This window comes from Nocardioides sp. Z50_6, from assembly GCF_058215755.1.
Genome location: NZ_JBZAJB010000008.1, coordinates 60,171 through 78,669 on the forward strand (window position 1 = coordinate 60,171; position 18,499 = coordinate 78,669).

Consider the following 18,499-nt stretch of genomic DNA (forward strand, 5'->3'; position numbering starts at 1 on the left):
GACACGCCCTAGTCGTCCGCCAGGTCCTCGGACTGCGCGGCCGCGGCGCCATCCTCGCGGTCGCGGTAGTGCCGGTAGCTGTAGACGATCATCGCCAGGGCGATGAGGCCGGACCCGATCAGCGTGGCGCCGGTTCCCCAGCCGCCCAGCAGCCACCACGTGTCGGCGACGGGCCACCACGGGGGAGACGGGGGTCCGGCGCCCCAGAAGACACCGAACCCGATGATCACGCACGCTCCCAGCGTCGAGGCCATGATGCGCGGCCACGTCCTGACGCTGTCGGCGGCGGAGCGGTGTGCCGCCCTCTTCACCGGGGCGAGGCGGCGTTCTGCCCACTCGTACTGGGTGGCCAGGACGGCCATCCCCGCGAAGAGGGCGAGCAGGCCGGGGCCGGGGAGCACCAACGCCGCGAGACCGACGAGCACGAGCAGCCAGCCGACGGCCTGCAGCAGGACGTGCTTGACGGTGCTCGTGGCGCTCACGGCCGTCCTTCGTCGGGGGGTGGTCGGCATCTGCCGAGCGAGTCTAGCCTCGCTCGGCGCCTACGTGAGTGGCGTGGTGCTGGTGGCCGACGCCGGCTGGGGTGCCTGACGGGCGACGCCGAACGTGTGCAGGGCGAGGCCGAGGACCACCCAGGCGGCGAGGGTCAGACCCGCGACCAGTCCGCCCGCTCCGCCGAAGTAGGCGCCCGAGCGGACCAGGGTCCCGGCCGCGCCGGGCGGCAGGATCTGGCCGACGTCGCCCAGGCCCGAGGGCAGCCAGGCGCCCGTGGTGGCGATGCCCGCGAGCGGGTTGCCGAGGAACATCATGGTCATCGCGCCGATGGTGAAGCCCTTGCCGCCGAAGGCCTGCTGGAGTCCGCTGAGCAGGAAGGCGAGGGCCGCGATGCCCAGTGCCATGGCGCCGGCGACGGGCCAGAAGGCGGACTCGATGCTGCCGAACCAGAAGCGCAGGACACCGGCGACGATCACGCCGCCCGCGGCCGAGAAGGCGAGGAGGCCGCCGAGCCTCCACTTGTGGCGGCGGGGGAAGAGGGTGCGGAAGGCGACCACCGGGACGATGCCGCCGAAGACGAGCGGGAACGCGAGCCCGCCGATGCCGATGCCGGTGGGGTCGGAATCGGGCAGTGCCACCACGTCGCTGCTGCTGACCTCGGCGCCGAACGCCTGGCCCAGGGTCTGGGCGGTGGCGGCGACGGAGGAGGAGATGGCGGCAGAGCCTGCGCTCGCGACGACGGCGTGGATCTTGCCGGGGTCGACGACGAACCCACCGACCACCTCCCGGCCCCGGACGGCGTCGACCAGGGCCTGCTCGGAGTCGAACTGCTGGAGCTGGTAGGCGTCCGGGGCGGTGGTGGTCAGGTTCTGCTCCACCTTCGTGACTCCGGCAGCGGAGCCCACCACGCCGACCGGGAGGTCGTGGGCCCCGCTCTTGAGGGAGGGGAGGATGAAGAGGGCGAGCAGGATCACCAGGATGGCGGCGAGTCCCGCCGTCATGCCGAGCAGGGCCACCAGGGGCGGCGGCGTGCGACGGGTCGAGGTGTCGGTGACGGGCGTTCCGGCTGCCGGGGTCGCCGCGAGTGTCGGGGACAAGGCTTTCCTCTGCAATCAAACGTTGCGGAGGCGATCCCTCCACTTATGTGGAAGATAATCCTCCGGTTATTCTCGGCGAGTCAAATCGTCGGCACGAACGAGCAACAGGGGGCCACATGCGGGCGGACGCAGCGAAGCGACGCAGGGAGATCGTCCGAGCGGCCAGGAGGCTCTTCGCCGCGGAAGGCGACGACGTCGCGCTGGAGTCGGTCGCCGACGCCGCCGGGGTCGGGATCGCCACGCTCTACCGGAACTTCGCGTCGAGGTCCGCCCTGACCGACGAGGTCGTCCTCGCGATCCTCCTCGACATGCGCACCGCCGCGGCCGAGGCGATGGCGGGGATGGCGAGCGACCCGGCCCGGATGTGGCGCGGCTACGTCCGCCGGCTCGTGGAGCTGGATCTCGGCGCTCTCGCGGCCGCGCTCGCGCGGTACCGGACCCAGGACATCTCCGCCCCCGTGCGGCAGGCCCAGGAGGAGACGCTGGCCGGCGTGGAGGAGCTGCTCGCAGCGGTAGCAGGGGCCGGCCTGGTCCGCGACGACCTCGACGCCCTCGAGCTGGTGCTGGCCGTCGGTCTGCTCACCCGTCCTCTGCCGGAGGCCATCCGCAGCGCGGCGCCGGACCTGGTGCCGAGGCTGGTCACCACCATGCTCGCGGGGATGGTGCCCGGACCGCGGCCCGCCTGGTTGGGTCCTGCCGACGAGGGGGAGTGACGACCTCCTCTCACCCTGACCAGACCGGAGCGACGGTCTTGCGATAGCCGCGCCCGAAGGTCCCGACGAGGGCCTTGCGGACCGGCACGGGGACAACTGCGTCGATCGCCCCGCGCTCTTCCGGCGTGGCGCCGTCCAGCAGCCAGGCGAGGAACCGGCCGGCCATGGGGAGACCTTGCTCCCTGCGGAGCTCACGGGTCATCCCGACGACCGCGGGGTGGTCGTGGTGAGCCAGGTAGACGGGCTCGATCTCGGCCTCCTCGTGGTCGAGGTGCGCGACGGTGACCTCACGCAGGTGCTCGAAGGCGGCCTGCGCGTGCGCGGCCCGCGCGGCATCGGGGGTGTCGACCAGTGCATTCACCGCCGCATCCGCGGTGGCCAGGGCGCGAGCCATCGTGTCGTGCTCGGCGTCCAAGGTGGCCAGCAGCTCAGCGCTCACCCCGAGCCGTTGCAGAGCGGGCCAGACGATCTCGTGCTCGCCCGTGTGGTGGTGGTGGAGCTGGTCCCGGAAGCTCTCCCACGCGGTCTGCAGCTCGGTCGCACGCCGCTGGTCGCCGGCCGGGAAGGCGGCGAGGGCGGTGACGAAGCGGCTCAGGTCACGTCGGACGGCGCCGTGGATCACCTTGTTCATGCTCATCCGTGGAGCGGCCATACGACGACTGTAGGACCGATCCGTGCTCCTGGGGACCCCTCGAATCGACTCCAGGAAGACCCACGCTGATCCTCACTGGCACGCCCGGTACCCCGGCGTACGAGTCGGCTGGGAGCGTGCCCCCGCGCGCGTCGCTCATGAATGCGTGGCGCCGGTGGGGTTTCCGAGAAGTTCTGGGAGGGTAGGGCGTCCTACGGAGGAGGCACAGATGAGTGAAGCGCTCGGAGTTGAGGTCGGACGCGTGTGGCGCGCCGGCACCAGGACCCTGCCTGCGGTGGGCGACACGTTGCAGGCGGCACGTGCGGGGGTGAACACCTCGTTGACCCCGCTGCTCTCACGCTCCGGTGGTGTGGGGACCGACGTCAGCTCCTCGTTCGAGACGCTCCGAGCCCTGATCAACAAGGGGCTGCGCGAGACCCGGGAGGCGATCGTGGACTGCGGCACCGCACTGGAGTGGGCGGCGGAGGACTTCCAGCTCACCGACCAGGCCGCCCGCGACGCCTATGCCCGCGAGAAGGCGAGGGTCGACTGATGGGGACGACGCCGGCCGACCTGATGGACCTGCAGGACAAGCTGATGGGCCGCTACAACAGCGGCTCGTGGGGCAAGGGCTTCCCGGACAACCCCGCCGAGTTCGGCACCATCTTCGACAAGTTCGCCGATGTCCCGAACCCGGACGACTTCGGCGCCAAGACCGACGCGCTGCTCGACTCCCTCAAGAAGCTCGCCCCGGCCGGCTTCGACACGGACACCACCGGGAGCGACGGCCGGCCCGTCAGTGCCAGCGCGAACTCGGTGCTGGACCAGGTCGCCGCGGTCGGGGTCGAGCTCGACGACTGGACCGGTGTGGCCGCCGACGGGTTCTTCACCTGGTCCATGGGGTGGAAGACCGGGATCGCCAACCAGTTCAGTGCGATGCACGCGCTGCGGCAGCTGCTCCACGCCGAGGCAGCCGTCTGGACGGCCGCGATGGACGACCTCAAGAGGCTGGGCGACGCCGCCTACGAGGCGCTGGAGGCCGCCGACGACGAGTTTGACACCGGGTCCGGCGACTTCAAGGCGATGCTCCAGATCGCCGGCGCCGTCCTCGCGGTCGCCGGCGCCGTCCCGACCGGGGGAGCCTCGCTGTCCCTGGTGGCGGCGGTGGGCGCCGGCGTGACGGTCGCGAGCACGGGCATGGACCTCGTCGGGGCAGCCAACGAGGAGTCCGTGGAGATCCGCAGCTGCTGCCCCCGCGAGGTCCTCAACGACCTCAAGGCGGGGGTGCGCCTGGTGGAGGATGCGGTCAAGGCGGCCGAGGAGACCATCAAGGCCGACGTCGAGCGCAACATCAGCGAGATCGAGGCCAACTGGCGTGTCTACTGCCCGCCGGCCCCTGCTCTGACATCGGTGCGGCGCGACCACATCCACGCCTACGACGGACTCGGCACCTGGGGCCAGCGATGAGCGGCATGGCCAGGCTGCGCGAGTCGTGGCAGAGCGTTGTCGTCACGACCGCCTCGCCCAACGGGGCGATCACCCTGAGCAACCACGGTGACGTCGAGCTCCGGTTCGCCGTGGATCCGGGCTGGCTCCAGCGCACGGACCTGACGACCTTCACCACCCAGCTGGTCCGGCTCTTCCGTCTGGCCTTCGTGGACCGCACCCGTGCCTACAACCGGAGCAAGGAGCTCGCCACCGGCATCGCGGTCGGCCCCATCGAGGCCAACGGCGACCCGCACGTGACGGAGTTCCTGGACCGCCGCGACTCACTGGTGGTCCAGGGCGCCTCCTGGGACGGCGCCGTGAGCGTGGTGGGGGTGGGGATGACCCGCTTCACGGTCGAGATCTCGGCCGAGGCCTGGGCGCGGCGCGACCACGCTGCCCTCGAGCGGGCCCTCGGCGAGGCCGCCACAGCCGCCCTGCGCGAGCAGTTCCGCCTGATGCAGGAGCTGAAGCGGGAGGGGCACTAGGTGCGACGTGCGTACGCGGGCCTCGCGCTGGGCGTCGTCCTGGTCGCGGCGGGGGCTGCCGGCTGCTCCCACGACGAAGGCGACTCCCTCGCGGTGGGCGCAGTGGCGTCGGCCGGTGCCGGGGTGAAGGGCCGGACTTTCGAGGTAAAGGTGCCGAGCGGCGCGATCACCGTCGTGGTCGGCGACCCGGTGGGCGAGGCCAACACCGACCAGGGCGTCGTGCGCCCCCCGGACGGTGGCGCGCTGGTCCCGGTCTCGTGGTCCCTGGACCGGGCGCTCAGCAACGGCGTCACCGGGTTCGACCAGGAGAGCGAGCTCGTCCTGATCACCTCCGAGGGCGAGACGCCGGTGGCGACCCTCGCCGACGGACCGGCCCCGGCTGATGCTGGTGTGGTGGCGGCCGTGGCCGGCTCGGGCGACGTCGAGGGCCTCACCGTCGAGTACGACGGCGTGGTTCAGCGCTTCGCCGCCGGCGGCGAGCGCGAGCCCGGCGTCGCCGACGAGCTGTACTCACCCCGAGCGGACGGCGAGCGCGTCGACTGCGACGACGCCTGGCAGATCGAGGGGGCTGCTGCTGACGCCGCCGCCGAGGTCGACTGCACCCTCCGTGCCTGGACCCTGCCCTACCTGCCCGAGGTCGGCTGGGTCGAAGAAGGCCGGGTGCACGCGGTGCTCGAGCCCGACCTGCGGGTCGCCAAGGTCGCTCAGGGCGGTGCGGAGTATCGGGCGACGTTCGCCGAGGCGACCACCGAGGTCAACGGGACCGAGGTCACCCCCGGCCTCGAGACCGGTGCGTCGGGAGCCGGCTCGGTCGGTGGACGGCTGGTCGTGCCCTCAGCCAGCGCTCCGCTGACGTGGCAGGCCCAGGTGCGGTTCACCCTGCGCGCCCGAGGTGTCGGTGGCTCCCTCGACGGAGCCCGAGTGACCCTGTCCGGCGGACGGACGCTGGAGGGCTGACGTGCTGCCGATGGTGCTGAGGGTCGGCGTCGGCCCGGGTGCCGGCTCGGCCGAGCCGAGCGTCACACCTTCGGTGGCAGTGCCCCGAACCACTGCGCTGCGTCGAACTGGGTGAACCGCGCGGCCTCCTCGAACCCCAGTCGCTCCGCCAAGCGCACAGCACGTGCGTTGGCGACCTGGGTGCACAGGACCACCGGCTCACCGGGGGACTCTCGCCTGAACCAGGCGAGCGCGGCGGAGCACGCCTCGTACGCATAGCCCCGGCCCCAGAACCTCGGGAGGAACAGGTACCCCAGCTCTGCCTCTCCGCCTTGCGGCCGGACGTGCCCGGGCAGCTCTGGGTCACGGCGGTCGAGTGTCACCATCCCGATCATCGAGCCGGCGAGGGCGACGACGAACTGGCCCGCGCGGCGTCTCGGGTGCTGAGGAACGGTTCGCTCCAGCTCGTCCTTGGGTCGCGGCCCGCCGAGGTAGGTCCCGACCTCCGGGGATGCGAAGAGGCCGACGATGGCCGAGCGGTCACGGATCTCGGGGCCGCGGAGCACCAGGCGCTCAGTCTCCAACGGAGGAAGCGTCCACTCGTCGGCGGGATGCTCTGACATGTCCCAGAACGTAGTCCGGCGGCTGCGAGGTCTGGCGCCGCCGCGCGCTCGCCCCGGGCCGTCATGGCTCGGGGAGTCGCGCCACGACCACCAGCACCACCACGCCGAGGACGACGTAGGGGCCGGAGAGGGCCACCTGGAGCGGGTGCCACGAGAGCTCCGGTCGGTCGCCGTCGGGGACCCGCCACACGAGGTAGGTCGCGGTGGTTGCCAGCACCGTGAGGAGCAGCAGCCGGGAGCGTTGCCAGCCGAGCACCAGCATCGGTACGCACCACACCCAGTGATGGCTCCACGAGATCGGCGAGACCAGGAGCCCGGTCGCGGCGATGGCCACCAGTCCGCCCAGGTCGTCGCCGGCGCGACCGGCCCGGACGGCCACGGCGGTCCCGACGAGCAGGACGACGAGCACCGCCAGGAGCATCACCGCGAGCTGCCAGCCGCCGAGGTCGCGGTCGCCGAAGGCGCGGACCAGCCATCCCCGCACCGACTGGTTCGAGACGTTCTCGGGTCGCCCGACCCGTCGGTCGTCGAAGAGGTGGCGGGTCCAGAAGTCCCAGGTCGCCCGCCGGTCGACGAGCGCGGACAGCAGCACGGTGCCGCCCGCCGCCACGACGGCCGTGGCGCCGGCTCGGCGCGGCCCGGCCAGCAGCAGGTAGACGATGAAGATCGCCGGCGTCACCTTCATCCCGGCGGCCAGGCCGGTGCCGATCCCGGCCCAGCGGGTGTCGCGCAGCACGGTCAGGTCGCCGAGGACGAGGGCGAGGAGCAGCAGGTTGACCTGGCCGAACCCGATGGTGGACTGCACCGGCTCGCACCACACGGCAACCGCGAGCAGCACCGCCGTCCCCGTGCTCAACCGGCTGCCCTCGAGGCCGGCCAGGCGGAGCGAGAGGTGGCCCACCGCCGCCAGCAGGACGAGGTTGGCCAGCACCGACGCGAGCTCGAGGGGGCCCGACGGCACGAAGGTCGCAGGAACGAAGAGGATCGCGGCGAACGGGGGATAGGTGGCCAGGCCGTGCACCCCCGGCAGGGCGCCGTAGAGGTCCGACCCGAGCCGCAGCGCCATGCCCTCGGCGCGGTAGACGGCGAGGTCGTGGAAGCGGGGCACGACGTCGCCGCGGATCGTCCGCAGGGCCAGGCGGCAGGCCACCGAGACGGCGGCGAGCGTCCAGGCCCTCCGAGGTGTCAGGGTGGGCACCCGACCACGGTCGCCGCGCCACGCACCGCCCGGCAGGGTCCACGAGGACCTCAACCGACGGGTCCTTAGCCCCTGGCCGAGGTCCGTGAGCCGCCGGAGGAAGTCCCGGGGGTGGCCCCTCTGCCCCCGCCTGGCGGCGCCGGGCGTTTCCACCCACCGGCACGGGGGTACCGGCTGGGTGTGTGCTTCTCGATGAGCGCCGATGTGACCGCCGGGCTGGCCCTGCTCCCCGTCGCGGTCGTCTCCCTGCGCGAGGTGCGCACCCCTCGCGAGCTCCCGTTCGCTTCGCTGCCCCTGCTCTTCGCGCTGCACCAGCTGACCGAGGCGCTGGTCTGGCACGGCGCGTCCGACTACGTCTCGGCCGGGGTCCAGGACGCAGCCGCGCTGCTCTACGTCCTCTTCGCCTTCCCGGTCCTGCCGCTCTTCGTGCCGCTCGCGGTGCTGCTGCTCGAGCCGCGGGGATTTCGCCAGCGGGTGGCGCCGTTCGTCGCGCTCGGCGCGGTGGTCTCGGCGTACCTGCTCTGGGCGGTGCTCGACGGCCCCCTCCTGGTCAGGGAGGAGCCGCACGCACTGGTCTACGACGTCGACCTGACGTGGGGGGCGATGTGGGCCGTGCTCTACATCGTGGCGGTGATCGGCCCCTCGGTGCTGTCGGGCTACCCCTCGATCGTCGCCTTCGGGCTGCTCAACCTGGTCGGGCTCTCGGTCGTCGCCATCGTCTACGTCCAGGCCTTCGCGTCGCTGTGGTGCGTCTACGCGGCGCTGACCTCGGGTCTGGTCGTCGTGCACATGATGCTGCGCCGCCGGCTGTCCGACCTCCATCGCCTCGAGGGCTACGCAACGCCCGCACCCGCCTGAGCCTCTCGGCTGTCAGGGGGCGTCACCTCCGTCACCGACCTGGCGCCGGCGTGGCGGTCCCGGGACAGGTGTCGAGGTCTCCCGGGACCGCCCTCGCCGTCACTGGTAGGTCGGGTCCGCCCAGGGGCCGAGGCTGCGCGAGCGCACGGGCTGCACCGGGCGCGGGGCGGCGGTGCGGGGGAAGCCCTCGCCCCAGTTGGTGGGGGTGCCGAGCATCTCGATGCGTGCGTCCTCGGTGTACCAGTCGACCAGGTCGCTGTCGGAGCGCATCAGCCACGTGCAGCCGTGCTCGCGGTGGGCGACGAAGTCGCCGTGGCGCACCAGCGGCGGGCGGTAGAAGTAGGTGCCGGGCCACATGTTGCCGAAGCTGTACTCGAAGCCGCCCTCGAGGCAGTACGCCTCCTCGCTGCAGGGGTGGTGGGCGAGGGGGTGCTCGACCCAGCCCGGCTTGGCCTTGATCAGCCGGGTGTAGAAGCCGGTCTTCTCGTCGCGGTGCAGCAGCTTGATGTAGAGACCGGGGACGGGGGTGCCGCCGAGGTCGAAGCGCATCGGGCTGCCGTCCTCCACGTCGATCCACGGCATGTCGCGGGTCTGCAGGACGATCAGCTGCTGCTCGGGGCGGACGCTGGGCGCGTCGGCGTCGGCGGGGGTGAAGGTCCAGTCCCCGAACTCGCGGAACACCAGCACGACCGACCCCTCGGCGACCTCCAGGGGCGGGGTCAGGACGCCGGCGCTGGCGTGCCAGTAGCCCTCGGGGCCCAGCACGGTGTCGCCGATGCGGACCTGGCCCTCCAGCACGTACCACTCGGTCTCGGCCGCGTGGACGCCGGCGGGACGCGACCAGTCGGTGGTGAAGTGCACCTTCAGCGACGCCGAGCCGTCCTCCTCGTCGTAGCAGAGGTTGCGCTGCCGGGCGGTGCCGGTGGCGTGCTCGAACTCGGCGACGTGCCAGATCAGGTCACGCTCGTCGATGGTCTCGACGTGGGGGCGCATGGGTCTCCTCGGGTGATGGTGGGCCGTCAACTTAGCGATACAATATGTACTGATATCATATTAGCGGTGCATGTTGTATCGTTATGTTCATGTCCAGGACCGGACGGCCCGCGGGGCCGGCGAACGACACGACCACCACGGTGCTGACCGCGGCGCTGGAGCTGCTGCTGACCGAGGGTGCGACCGCGCTGACGGCGCAGCGCCTGCACCAGGTGACAGGGGTGTCCCGGTCGACGATCTACCGGCACTGGCCCACGCCGACCGACGTCCTGGCTGCGCTCATCGACGTCGCCCCCAGCCCGCGTCGTACGCCCACGGGCGACGTGGCGCAGGACCTCCACGCGGAGGTCGACGCCCTGTGCAACCGGCTCCGGGACAAGCCCGTGGCGGCGTTCCTGCAGGCGCTCGCCGCGACCGGGGGATCGGACCCCGCGGCCGCGGAGCTGCGGCGGCGCTACGTCGGGGACCTGCTGGCGCCCTTCCAGGCCGTGCTCCGCGACGCCGGGGTGTCTCGGACCGCGGCGGACGACGCGGTGGCCGCGATCCTCTCGCCGCTGCTCGTCGACGCGCTGCTGCTCGACCGGCCGACGGCCCGCGCGCGTGCGCACCGGGCGGTCGACCTGCACCTCTCGGAGGTCGCCCGATGACGAACGTCGTGGGCCCCCGCGCCGTGTTCGGGGTGATCGTCCCCAGCACCAACACCGTCGTCGAGCACGACTACTGGCGCGCCGGCGTCGGGGGCGTGGCCTTCCGGGCCGGCTCGATGTACATCGAGAACCCGACCATGGACGGCGACGCGGGCTTCGAGGCGCTGCTGCTGCAGATCCGGGCCTCCATCGACACCGCGGTGCGGGACGCCCTCACCGCGGAGCCCGACCGGCTGGTCATGGGCATGTCGGCGGAGACGTTCTGGGGCGGCGTGGAGGGCAACGCGGCGTTCGAGCGCCGGTTGCGCGAGCGCACGGGGCTGCCGGTCACCACCGGCGCGAGCTCCTGTCGTGCGGGGCTCCGGGCACTGGGCGTACGCCGGATCGCGGTGTTCTCGCCCTACCAGCCCGTGGCCGACCGCGAGGTGGGCCGCTTCTTCACCGAGGCGGGCTTCGACGTCGCCGCGATCACCGGCCTGCGCTGTGCGACCGCGACCGGCATCGCCCGCGTCGCGGAGCCGAGGCTGCGCGAAGTCGTCGCCGAGCTCGACGGTCCGGACGTGGAGGCGATCGTGCAGGTGGGCACGAACCTGTCCTTCGTCGGCCTCGCCGAGACGCTGGAGGTCGAGCTCGGCAAGCCGGTCGTCGCCATCAACTCTGCCACGCTCTGGCACGCGCTGCGCGAGCACGGGATCGAGGACCGGGTCCCCGGCGCGGGCGTCCTGCTGCGCGAGCACTGACGTGCGCTGCTGCGAGGTCCTGTTCAGCGACCTCGAGGACGCCATCCGCACCGCCGGCGCCAATCACTGGAAACGGGCAGGGACCGCGCTCAGCCGACCCGGATGACGCGTGAGGTCGATCCGGTGCGGTCGCTGTCGAAGTCCACTGCAGACTGACGGCCGTCGGCGTCGTACTTCCTTGCATCGACGCCAAGAGCGTGGCTTACGAGATGCGCTGCAATGTCTTCCGCTCGGCCAGCCAGTTCACTCGCACCCCCATTCTGGGCGCAGCGAACGCAGGATCAACCGCCCCGGCGAGTTAGCCCCGTTCAGGACGATTGGCTGGCTGCACTCCGGTGGCTTCATGAATGGAAGGCGGCTCGGGCACCCCCCATGTTTGGCGCGCGAGCACGACCGTGCTGCGAGGGCGTTCCCTACAGGTGCAGCTGGACAACTCGTCTACGGCCTCGCATGCCCAGGGCGCAGGTTGGTCCAGCCGGTCCAGCCGCGCTCCTCGAGCCGACGCAGGATCCGGTGCGCGCCCGGGACCGAGTTCAGGAACACAGCGTCCAGCAACGCTGCCAAGTCATCGGGCAGCCCGTCTTGGTCCCACGCCGCCCCCGGCATGGCCTCGAACTCCGCAGCGAGCCGGTCGGCGACCTCCTCCAGACGCGGGTCCCGGGCAGACCACGTCGTGACTTCGGCGAGATCCCGGTAGAGGTTGCGCACGCGGGGGTCATCAAGCTCCTGGTTCTTCATCTCCATGTAGAACGGCATCCGTTCCGGCAGCTGTGCGGCCACGAGGACCCAGGCGTCGCGCTCGGCCTCGACCATCTTCGCGGGTACGCCGACCTCGCGCAGCCGGTCGAGGTAGGTGACCGCCTCCGGCGGGAGCGCCAGGCTGTCGCCGGCGGCGAGAAGCGCGATCCGTCGCCGGTGCTGCTGGCGGTCCTTGATCTCCGCGCGCAGCCGGCCGTCGATCTCGTGGACCGCCGTGGCGAAGGAGTCGTCGTCGGCGGCCAACAGTTCCTGCACGCGCGACAGCGGGACTCCTGCCTCGGCGAGCGTCCGGATCCGGATCAGCTCGACGACGGCGGCAGCGTCGTACCGCCGATAGCCGGAGTGGTCGCGCTCAGGCTCCGCCATCAGCCCGGTGGCGTGGTAGTGGCGGACCGCGCGCACGGTCACCCCGGCGTAGGTCGCGAGCTGGCTGATGGTCAGCATGCAGTCATTCTCCGCTTGTAGCTACGCATTGCCAGTGCGTAGCCGAGGACCAGCAGGCCGGCACACCACGCCAGCGCGGTCCAGGCGTCGGTCCCCAGCGGCTGCTCGGCGTAGAGATTGCGGAGCGTGTCGACGAGTGAGGTCACGGGTTGGTGCTCGGCGAACCAGCGCACCGGCCCGGGCATGCCCTCGGTCGGCACGAAGGCGGAACTGAGGAAGGGGAGGAACAGCAGTGGGTAGGCGAACCCACCTGCACCGTCAGCTGACTTGGCGCTCAAGCCGGCGATGACCGCGAGCCAGGTGAGTGCCAGCGTGAAGAGCACCATGAAGCTGATCACCGCGAGCCAGGCGAGTGGACCGGCGCTGGACCGGAAACCCATCAGCAGGGCCACCAGTACGACCAGCACGAGCGAGACCAGGTTCGCCACCAGGGAGGTGAGCACATGTGCCCACAAGGTCGCTGACCGGGCGATCGGCATCGAGTGGAACCGCTCGAAGACACCGCCCTGCAGGTCCAGGAACAGCCGGTACGACGTGTACGCGACTCCCGAGGCGACGGTGATCAGCAGGATCCCGGGGAGCAGGTAGTCGACGTACTCACCGTGGTGCTCGCCGGTGTCGACCGCTCCGCCGAAGACGTAGACGAAGAGCATCAGCATGGCCACCGGCGTGAGGGCTGTGGTGACGATCGTGTCGGGGCTGCGCATGATGTGGCGCAGCGACCGCTTCGTCAGGACCACGGTGTCGCGAATCATGACGTGCTCCCCACGATGCTGAGGAAGATCTCTTCCAGGGTGGGTTGCCTCTCGACGTACTCGAGCTTCGCCGGAGGCAGGAGGGCCTTGAGCTCGGCCAACGTGCCGTCTGCGATGATCCGGCCGCCGTGGAGGATCGCGATCCGGTCGGCGAGCTGCTCGGCCTCGTCGAGGTACTGCGTCGTCAGCAGAACCGTGCTGCCCCGGCCAGCCAGCTCCCGCACCGTCTTCCAGACCTCGAGCCGCGACTGCGGGTCCAGCCCGGTCGTCGGCTCGTCGAGGAAGAGAACCCTCGGGCTTCCAACCAGGCTCATCGCGATGTCGAGCCGCCGCCGCATGCCGCCCGAGTACGTCGCCACCCGCCGCCCGCCGGCATCCCTGAGGTCGAACCTGGCCAGGAGGTCGTCAGCGATATCTCGGGGGTGGGGCAGGTGCCGCAGCTCCGCGATGAGCTCGAGGTTCTCCCGGCCGGTGAGGATCTCGTCGACGGCAGCGAACTGGCCGGTCAGGCTGATCGACTCCCTCACCCTGGACGGTGCGGTGACGACGTCGTGGCCGTCGACCGAGGCGAGGCCGCCATCCGCCAGGAGGAGAGTCGCGAGGATCCTGACGAGGGTGGTCTTGCCGGCGCCGTTGGAGCCGAGCAGGGCGTAGATGCTGCCGCGCGGCACACTCAGGTCGACACCCTGGAGCACCGCGTGGTCGCCGAAAGACTTGGTCAGCCCAATGAGCTGGATGGCTGGTGTGGTGGTCATGCACGCATCGTGAGGCCCTGACGCTGCGTCAAGGTCAAGGGAATGTCGAGTCCGCCCCTGCCGCTGACGCAGTCCGAAGACTCAACGCCACACCGACGAGCGGGGCAGAGGTCGCCACGACAAGAAGTGAAGGATCCCGTCAGCGCACTGCCAAAATTGCGTTAGCTCTCTGCAGACAGGCGTCCGCGCCCCCGCACCATCGAGGCATGACCCATACCGCTACCACGCATGACGACCTGGACAACCTGCTCGTCGCGACGAATCAGGCCCTCGAGAGCGCTCTCGCCGCCGTCCTGAACGCAGACAAGCACGCGGCACGTGAGGTGCTAAGAACTTCAGCGGCTCGTGGCCGGGCCCGCGCAGCGGCGATCGACGCGCTGCGAATCAGGACCGCCTTGCCTCTGCCCCGTCTGATGCACGAACTCCAATTCGCCGACGACATCGGCGAAGTCAGCGAAGTGGCCGACCAACTCGCCCGCCACATCCTGGGCGGAGGTGATTCCACCGTCCTCACCTCCAGCCAGCTCGGCTACGTCCGGGCGCTCAATGACGCCGCCAACCGGCGTCTCCACGACCTGCGCGACGGGCTCACCGGGCCGAGCCTGAACCATGAGTACCGCTGCTGTGGCGACACGCTCCGCGAAGCCGGCGCGCAGTGTTCGCACCACCGTTCAGCGACCCTCACGCTTTGCGCGGCTCTCGCCTCAGCACTGATACGCGCCTCACGCCACGCGACCCACGCCGCCTGAGCCCAGACACTGGCGAGCATCCTCGGACCGAGACCGCAGTCGGTTCTGTATCCGCGCGGAGCTTCGAGGGACTGGATATAGCGGTGCCCGGGCCGTCGCGCTCGGCTGTGAACCCGGCGGAGAAGGTGCCGCAAGCAGGTCACCATGATCGTGCTGGAGTCAGTGCCCTAGGTCAATGTGTCTCCTATCCGTGCAGCAGTCCCGTTGAATGAGGGCCCGCAAGCGATTCGGCGTCGCACAATGCAAGAAGAAGGTCCTTAATGGGAATCGTCAACAACGCGGTCTACCTGGCCGGTGCTCGCTGCGCCGTCCCTCCGTCCCTCGAGCTGACGTACGAGACGATGGCCGAGACCGGCGGCATGGGATGGATCGGCCTGTATCGGCCGACCCGCGAGGAAATGGACTCGGTCGCGTCAGAGTTTGCGCTCCACCACCTGGTCGTGGACGACGCCATCAAGGCGCACCAGCGCCCGAAGATTGAGCGCTACGGCGATGTGCTCTTCATCGTGCTGCGCCCGGCGCGCTACGTCGACGCGGAGGAACGGGTCGAGTTCGGCGAGATCCACGTCCTGACCGGGCCCAACTTCGTCATCACCAGCCGCTACGCCGAGACCCCGGACCTAGGTGTCGTCAGGAAGCGTCTAGAAGGTTCGGCCAAGCTGCTCGGGCTCGGGCCCGAGGCGGTCCTCTACGCCATCCTCGACCAAGTGGTAGATGAGTACGAGCCGGTTGTTGCTGGACTGGCCAACGACATCGACGAGATCGAGTTCCAGGTCTTCGACGGAGACCCCGCGGTGTCCCGGCGCATCTACGGCCTGCTGCGCGAGGTGATCCAGTTCCAGCGCGCTACCCAGCCGCTGGCCGGGATGCTTGAGGCGCTCAAGGACGGCTTCGACAAGTACGACGTGGACGAGGAGCTGCGGCATCATCTCCGCGACGTCGAGGATCACACGATCAAGATCATCGACCGGGTTGACAGCTTCCGGACCCTGTTGGAGCACGTCCTCACCGTCAACGCAACCCTGGTCGGGCAGCGACAGAACGAGGAGACGCAGCGGTTGACCCAGGCGCAGTTCGCGCAGAGTGAGGAGGTCAAGAAGATCTCGTCCTGGGCCGCGATCCTGTTTGCCCCGACCCTTGTCGCTGGAATCTACGGCATGAACTTCACACACATGCCGGAACTGAACTGGCGTCTGGGATACCCGCTAGCGCTCATCTCGATGGTCGCCGGGTCAGCCATCCTCTACGCGATCTTCAAACGACGCAATTGGATCTGACCGCGACCGTCCATCAGCCCCTGGGGCCCGAGTCCGAGCCTCAGGCCGCTACCGTCGGCGCAGTCTGGGCAACAGCTTGGAGATGCTCAGGACTGCGTAGATCAGGGTGTTCGCGGCAACGAATGCGGCCAGGATCTGGTACCAGCCGGAGGTGAGGACTGAGGTCGGCAGCACGATCCCCCAGGTGACGAGTGTGTCGAGCGCAGCTGCCAGCGTCAACGCGGTCACGGTGCCGCCGCCTCGGGAATGGAGTGTCGTCCGGCCTCGGGTGCGGTCGCCCCGGTGCGGGTGACGTTGTTCCAGCCGGCTTCGCGACCCGTGGCGATGTCGAAGATCGACTTGACGAACACGGCTTGGAGGAACAGGTCGTAGGCGAGCTCGATGAAGATGGGTAGCGCGAGGAACCGTCCGGCCCAGCCGGCACGCCACGCGGTCACGATGCGCTCGAGGAGGAAAACTGCGCCCACGACGACCCAGAACCAGGTGAACGCGACTTGGTCGGCGGCGAGGAGCGTGATGGTCATCAAGACCAGGAAGCTGTTCAGGGCTATGACGCCCCAGCCGATGCCGAACTGCTGGACCCAGTACAGGCCGGTCGGGCGGGTGGGTCCGTAGTTGGAGATGTTCTCCAGGGCGCCGCGCTGCCACCGCGAGCGTTGGCGCCACAGCGCACGCCACGTCACCATGATCTCGGTGACGTTGGTGCACTCGGGTGGGGAGACCAGCTTTGCTCCCAGGGACTTCAGGGCCAAGGTGAGCTCGTTGTCCTCGGTGAGGGCGGCCGTGTCGTAGACGGCGCCCGTCTCGCCGGGGATCAGGGTGCCGCGGGCCGCGGCGACGGTGCGCAGCCCGTGGGCGCGGATCAGCGATGCGGTGCCGGACAGGACGAACACCTTGCCGTGGCGTCGGCCGATGTACCGGGCGTACCGGGTGTACTCGTTGCGTTGGAGCGCGCCGACGAGGCCGCCCCCCGGCTCGCCGTGGAAGATGCCGCCGACCGCGATCAGGTCGGGGTCGGCCTCGAGGCTGCGGGTCGCGGCTGCGAGGAAACCGCCCCCCAACGTGGTGTCAGCGTCCATCACCAGGACGGCATCGTCCTGGTCGAGGGTCGGGAGGATCTCAGCGAGGGCCTGGTTCAGTGCCCCAGCCTTCTTGTCTCTGTTGGCGATGGTGACGAACACCTCCGCGCCGGTGGCGCGGGCGAGGTCCGCGGTGGCGTCGGTGCAGTTGTCAGCCACCACGATGACGCGGTCGGGAGTGCGGGTCTGCGAGGCAAGGGAGGCGAGCGCCTCACTGATCGTGTCCTCCTCGTTGTAGGCCGGGACCAGCACGGTGACCCGGACGCTCGTCCCGCCGAGGGCGGGGTTCGACACCGCATCGGTGGAGACCCCGGTCAACGCACTCGGCAGGAAACGACGGGCGCGGGACGCGCGGGGTGTACGCCGGTCGGCGAGGAGGTGCTGTGCTCGGACGGTGATGGGGCCCTGGGTCAGGGTGTGCGGGTCGAGGCCGGCCAGGACGGCCAGACCGGCGCGGAGCTCCTCGGTCACGAGCGCCATCGTGAGCGCCGCTGCGAGCAGGACCAGTCCCACCAGCGCGGACCACGCCGGGACCCGGGCGGTGACGTCAAAGGTCCAGACGGCGGCGACGGGGCCGCGGCCGACCAGGAAGAGAGTGAGGAGCGCAGCGACCGCGAGGGCGGCGATGGCCAGGACTGCGAGAGCCCAGGTGATCAATGTCAGCCGGACGAGACGGACTCGCGGAGTGGTGTTGGGGAGGACGCGCACTGTTCGAAGGTGAAACTCCACGGGGGCCTCCTTCGCTGGTGCGCCCAGGAGGTGTCCTGGGCGGTCACGCCGTCGCGTAGGGCGTCACTGTGACCGTACGGGGCCTTGAGGCCCTTCGCAGGATCCGGGCGGAATTGAGCTGACCAGGTGAGCGTCCAGGTGCGGAACCTCCTGGTGTCACCCCTTTTTCTGAAGGGCTGACCAGGCGGAAGTTTCAGGTCGCCCAAACGCGCACGGATCACCCTCGAACCGTTGCGGGCCGGCAGCTATCCCGTCGTCCGCGACCTCGTCGTGGACCGCTCGGCCCTCGACAGGGTCATCCAAGTGCTTCCTACCGGGAAGCAGTCTTGTGCTTGCTCGGCGGTCGCGCACTACTCCCGGTCGCTTGCGCGGAGCCGGGTGAGCGTCCAGCGCAGTGGACCCTCCACGTCAGTACTCGGGTCGAGCATCTGTCGGATCATGAGTCCCTCATGGAGGGTGAGGAAGCCGCGGGCAGCCGCAGCGCAATCGACGTCGGCGGCAATGAGACCGGCGGTCTGCGCCCGGTCGAACACGTCGGTCAGTTCTTGGTCCCAGGCCGCGGCACGCTGTCGGACGAAGACTGCGGCCACGTGGTCGGGTTGCGCTGCGACGTTCAGCTTGAGGCTGATCCACAGCCGGGTCCAGGCAGGGGTGGAGCGGCGGCGTTCGGCGACGCGTGCGTAGGCACTGACGAGGTCGTCGACGTCCAGCAGAGCGCCCTCGTCGAAGAACTGGCGATCAGCTTCCTCCTGAGCGACGAGCACGCCCAGCAGGAGGTCGTTCTTGGATGCGAAGTGGTGCTGCAGGCCGCTGTGGGTGATCCCGACTCGGGCGGCGATGGATCGCAGTGAGGCGGCCTCGAAACCCGCTTGCGAGAACTCCTCCAACGCCGCGTCGAGGATCGCGGCCCGTTTCGCCAGTCCGACCTTGTACGGCCCCCGCCCCAACTTCGTCACTCCTCCAGTATCTCGCACGACGGTGCCACCTATGGGACGCGCAGGGTGTTCGGGCAACCCGAAACCCTGCCATGTGGTAAGTATTGCTCGAC

The 18,499-nt window shown here is 70.2% G+C and carries 22 protein-coding genes; 10 read left to right on the forward strand and 12 right to left on the reverse strand.

Annotated elements, in window-relative coordinates:
• Positions 1–8 precede the first annotated feature (8 nt).
• Positions 9–482 carry a PGPGW domain-containing protein gene (locus AC4BGE_RS16530; protein WP_490572340.1) on the reverse strand — a complete coding sequence of 158 codons (474 nt, stop codon included), beginning with the start codon at positions 480–482 and terminating at the stop codon, positions 9–11.
• A 60-nt stretch (positions 483–542) separates the two neighbouring features.
• Entirely contained in the window at positions 543–1,592 is a 1,050-nt protein-coding gene (locus AC4BGE_RS16535; protein ID WP_490575968.1) for a hypothetical protein, read from the reverse strand.
• Positions 1,593–1,708: 116 nt separating this feature from the next.
• Here AC4BGE_RS16535 and AC4BGE_RS16540 point away from each other — a divergent pair, with 116 nt between their 5' ends.
• Positions 1,709–2,305 (forward strand): TetR/AcrR family transcriptional regulator, encoded by a 597-nt coding sequence (locus AC4BGE_RS16540; RefSeq protein ID WP_490572342.1) that lies wholly within the window; start codon positions 1,709–1,711, stop codon positions 2,303–2,305.
• 10 nt (positions 2,306–2,315) lie between these two features.
• Here AC4BGE_RS16540 and AC4BGE_RS16545 read toward each other — a convergent pair whose 3' ends face one another.
• On the reverse strand, positions 2,316–2,957 hold the full coding sequence (locus tag AC4BGE_RS16545) for a hemerythrin domain-containing protein (RefSeq protein ID WP_490575969.1): 642 nt from the start codon (positions 2,955–2,957) through the stop codon (positions 2,316–2,318).
• A gap of 208 nt (positions 2,958–3,165) precedes the next feature.
• Here AC4BGE_RS16545 and AC4BGE_RS16550 point away from each other — a divergent pair, with 208 nt between their 5' ends.
• Genes AC4BGE_RS16550 through AC4BGE_RS16565 form a run of 4 tightly spaced genes read left to right on the forward strand, consistent with a single transcriptional unit; the run spans position 3,166 to position 5,866 of the window.
• A complete protein-coding gene (locus AC4BGE_RS16550; protein WP_490575970.1) occupies positions 3,166–3,489 on the forward strand; it encodes a hypothetical protein in 324 nt (107 codons plus the stop codon).
• On the forward strand, positions 3,489–4,403 hold the full coding sequence (locus tag AC4BGE_RS16555) for a hypothetical protein (RefSeq protein ID WP_490575971.1): 915 nt from the start codon (positions 3,489–3,491) through the stop codon (positions 4,401–4,403). Before AC4BGE_RS16550 ends, AC4BGE_RS16555 begins: the two co-directional genes overlap by 1 nt.
• Positions 4,400–4,909, forward strand: coding sequence for a hypothetical protein (locus AC4BGE_RS16560; protein WP_490575972.1), 510 nt, complete (start codon positions 4,400–4,402; stop codon positions 4,907–4,909). The genes AC4BGE_RS16555 and AC4BGE_RS16560 overlap by 4 nt, the downstream gene beginning before the upstream one ends.
• A complete protein-coding gene (locus tag AC4BGE_RS16565; protein WP_490575973.1) occupies positions 4,910–5,866 on the forward strand; it encodes a hypothetical protein in 957 nt (318 codons plus the stop codon).
• 62 nt (positions 5,867–5,928) lie between these two features.
• On the opposite strand, the gene AC4BGE_RS16570 is transcribed toward AC4BGE_RS16565, so the two are convergent.
• The gene (locus tag AC4BGE_RS16570) at positions 5,929–6,468 is read right to left on the reverse strand and encodes a GNAT family N-acetyltransferase (protein ID WP_490575974.1); all 540 of its coding nucleotides are present in this window, start codon (positions 6,466–6,468) and stop codon (positions 5,929–5,931) included.
• Between the two features lie 61 nt (positions 6,469–6,529).
• The gene (locus AC4BGE_RS16575; protein ID WP_490575975.1) at positions 6,530–7,666 is read right to left on the reverse strand and encodes a glycosyltransferase 87 family protein; all 1,137 of its coding nucleotides are present in this window, start codon (positions 7,664–7,666) and stop codon (positions 6,530–6,532) included.
• Between the two features lie 192 nt (positions 7,667–7,858).
• On the opposite strand from AC4BGE_RS16575, the gene AC4BGE_RS16580 reads away from it, so the two are divergent.
• Positions 7,859–8,524, forward strand: coding sequence for a DUF6629 family protein (locus AC4BGE_RS16580; RefSeq protein WP_490575976.1), 666 nt, complete (start codon positions 7,859–7,861; stop codon positions 8,522–8,524).
• Positions 8,525–8,623: 99 nt separating this feature from the next.
• Here AC4BGE_RS16580 and AC4BGE_RS16585 read toward each other — a convergent pair whose 3' ends face one another.
• Complete coding sequence (locus tag AC4BGE_RS16585) at positions 8,624–9,517, reverse strand: DUF4437 domain-containing protein (RefSeq protein ID WP_490575977.1); 894 nt, start codon at positions 9,515–9,517, stop codon at positions 8,624–8,626.
• 89 nt (positions 9,518–9,606) lie between these two features.
• On the opposite strand from AC4BGE_RS16585, the gene AC4BGE_RS16590 reads away from it, so the two are divergent.
• Positions 9,607–10,164: a TetR-like C-terminal domain-containing protein gene (locus AC4BGE_RS16590; protein WP_490572352.1), complete on the forward strand. Its 558-nt coding sequence runs from the start codon at positions 9,607–9,609 to the stop codon at positions 10,162–10,164.
• Positions 10,161–10,904, forward strand: a complete 744-nt coding sequence (locus AC4BGE_RS16595; RefSeq protein ID WP_490572353.1) for a maleate cis-trans isomerase family protein — start codon at positions 10,161–10,163, stop codon at positions 10,902–10,904. The genes AC4BGE_RS16590 and AC4BGE_RS16595 overlap by 4 nt, the downstream gene beginning before the upstream one ends.
• Before the next feature lie 438 nt (positions 10,905–11,342).
• Here the strand turns inward: AC4BGE_RS16595 and AC4BGE_RS16600 are convergent, their stop codons facing one another.
• From AC4BGE_RS16600 to AC4BGE_RS16610, 3 genes are read right to left on the reverse strand one after another with little or no spacing between them, the layout of a single operon-like run.
• Positions 11,343–12,107: a MerR family transcriptional regulator gene (locus tag AC4BGE_RS16600; RefSeq protein ID WP_490575978.1), complete on the reverse strand. Its 765-nt coding sequence runs from the start codon at positions 12,105–12,107 to the stop codon at positions 11,343–11,345.
• On the reverse strand, positions 12,101–12,862 hold the full coding sequence (locus tag AC4BGE_RS16605; RefSeq protein WP_490575979.1) for an ABC transporter permease: 762 nt from the start codon (positions 12,860–12,862) through the stop codon (positions 12,101–12,103). The genes AC4BGE_RS16600 and AC4BGE_RS16605 overlap by 7 nt, the downstream gene beginning before the upstream one ends.
• Positions 12,859–13,617, reverse strand: coding sequence for an ABC transporter ATP-binding protein (locus AC4BGE_RS16610; protein WP_490575980.1), 759 nt, complete (start codon positions 13,615–13,617; stop codon positions 12,859–12,861). Before AC4BGE_RS16610 ends, AC4BGE_RS16605 begins: the two co-directional genes overlap by 4 nt.
• 206 nt (positions 13,618–13,823) lie before the next feature.
• Here AC4BGE_RS16610 and AC4BGE_RS16615 point away from each other — a divergent pair, with 206 nt between their 5' ends.
• Complete coding sequence (locus AC4BGE_RS16615) at positions 13,824–14,366, forward strand: hypothetical protein (RefSeq protein WP_490575981.1); 543 nt, start codon at positions 13,824–13,826, stop codon at positions 14,364–14,366.
• A gap of 260 nt (positions 14,367–14,626) precedes the next feature.
• The gene (locus tag AC4BGE_RS16620; protein WP_490575982.1) at positions 14,627–15,643 is read left to right on the forward strand and encodes a magnesium and cobalt transport protein CorA; all 1,017 of its coding nucleotides are present in this window, start codon (positions 14,627–14,629) and stop codon (positions 15,641–15,643) included.
• Between the two features lie 48 nt (positions 15,644–15,691).
• Here the strand turns inward: AC4BGE_RS16620 and AC4BGE_RS16625 are convergent, their stop codons facing one another.
• The 3 genes from AC4BGE_RS16625 to AC4BGE_RS16635 form a co-directional block, all read right to left on the reverse strand.
• On the reverse strand, positions 15,692–15,871 hold the full coding sequence (locus AC4BGE_RS16625; protein WP_490572359.1) for a hypothetical protein: 180 nt from the start codon (positions 15,869–15,871) through the stop codon (positions 15,692–15,694).
• Positions 15,868–17,430, reverse strand: a complete 1,563-nt coding sequence (locus AC4BGE_RS16630) for a glycosyltransferase family 2 protein (protein ID WP_490575983.1) — start codon at positions 17,428–17,430, stop codon at positions 15,868–15,870. The genes AC4BGE_RS16625 and AC4BGE_RS16630 overlap by 4 nt, the downstream gene beginning before the upstream one ends.
• A gap of 371 nt (positions 17,431–17,801) precedes the next feature.
• On the reverse strand, positions 17,802–18,407 hold the full coding sequence (locus AC4BGE_RS16635) for a TetR/AcrR family transcriptional regulator (RefSeq protein ID WP_490572361.1): 606 nt from the start codon (positions 18,405–18,407) through the stop codon (positions 17,802–17,804).
• Between the last annotated feature and the right edge of the window lie 92 nt (positions 18,408–18,499).

Excerpts from the sequence above, each read along its gene's own strand:
- AC4BGE_RS16585 (WP_490575977.1), bottom strand. The coding sequence starts at position 9,517 with ATGCGCCCCCACGTCGAGACCATCGACGAGCGTGACCTGATCTGGCAC.
- AC4BGE_RS16570 (WP_490575974.1), bottom strand. The coding sequence starts at position 6,468 with ATGTCAGAGCATCCCGCCGACGAGTGGACGCTTCCTCCGTTGGAGACT.
- AC4BGE_RS16610 (WP_490575980.1), bottom strand. The coding sequence starts at position 13,617 with ATGACCACCACACCAGCCATCCAGCTCATTGGGCTGACCAAGTCTTTC.
- AC4BGE_RS16620 (WP_490575982.1), top strand. The coding sequence starts at position 14,627 with ATGGGAATCGTCAACAACGCGGTCTACCTGGCCGGTGCTCGCTGCGCC.
- AC4BGE_RS16580 (WP_490575976.1), top strand. The coding sequence starts at position 7,859 with ATGAGCGCCGATGTGACCGCCGGGCTGGCCCTGCTCCCCGTCGCGGTC.
- AC4BGE_RS16540 (WP_490572342.1), top strand. The coding sequence starts at position 1,709 with ATGCGGGCGGACGCAGCGAAGCGACGCAGGGAGATCGTCCGAGCGGCC.
- AC4BGE_RS16600 (WP_490575978.1), bottom strand. The coding sequence starts at position 12,107 with ATGCTGACCATCAGCCAGCTCGCGACCTACGCCGGGGTGACCGTGCGC.
- AC4BGE_RS16560 (WP_490575972.1), top strand. The coding sequence starts at position 4,400 with ATGAGCGGCATGGCCAGGCTGCGCGAGTCGTGGCAGAGCGTTGTCGTC.
- AC4BGE_RS16615 (WP_490575981.1), top strand. The coding sequence starts at position 13,824 with ATGACCCATACCGCTACCACGCATGACGACCTGGACAACCTGCTCGTC.
- AC4BGE_RS16595 (WP_490572353.1), top strand. The coding sequence starts at position 10,161 with ATGACGAACGTCGTGGGCCCCCGCGCCGTGTTCGGGGTGATCGTCCCC.
- AC4BGE_RS16605 (WP_490575979.1), bottom strand. The coding sequence starts at position 12,862 with ATGATTCGCGACACCGTGGTCCTGACGAAGCGGTCGCTGCGCCACATC.
- AC4BGE_RS16555 (WP_490575971.1), top strand. The coding sequence starts at position 3,489 with ATGGGGACGACGCCGGCCGACCTGATGGACCTGCAGGACAAGCTGATG.
- AC4BGE_RS16550 (WP_490575970.1), top strand. The coding sequence starts at position 3,166 with ATGAGTGAAGCGCTCGGAGTTGAGGTCGGACGCGTGTGGCGCGCCGGC.
- AC4BGE_RS16590 (WP_490572352.1), top strand. The coding sequence starts at position 9,607 with ATGTCCAGGACCGGACGGCCCGCGGGGCCGGCGAACGACACGACCACC.
- AC4BGE_RS16545 (WP_490575969.1), bottom strand. The coding sequence starts at position 2,957 with ATGGCCGCTCCACGGATGAGCATGAACAAGGTGATCCACGGCGCCGTC.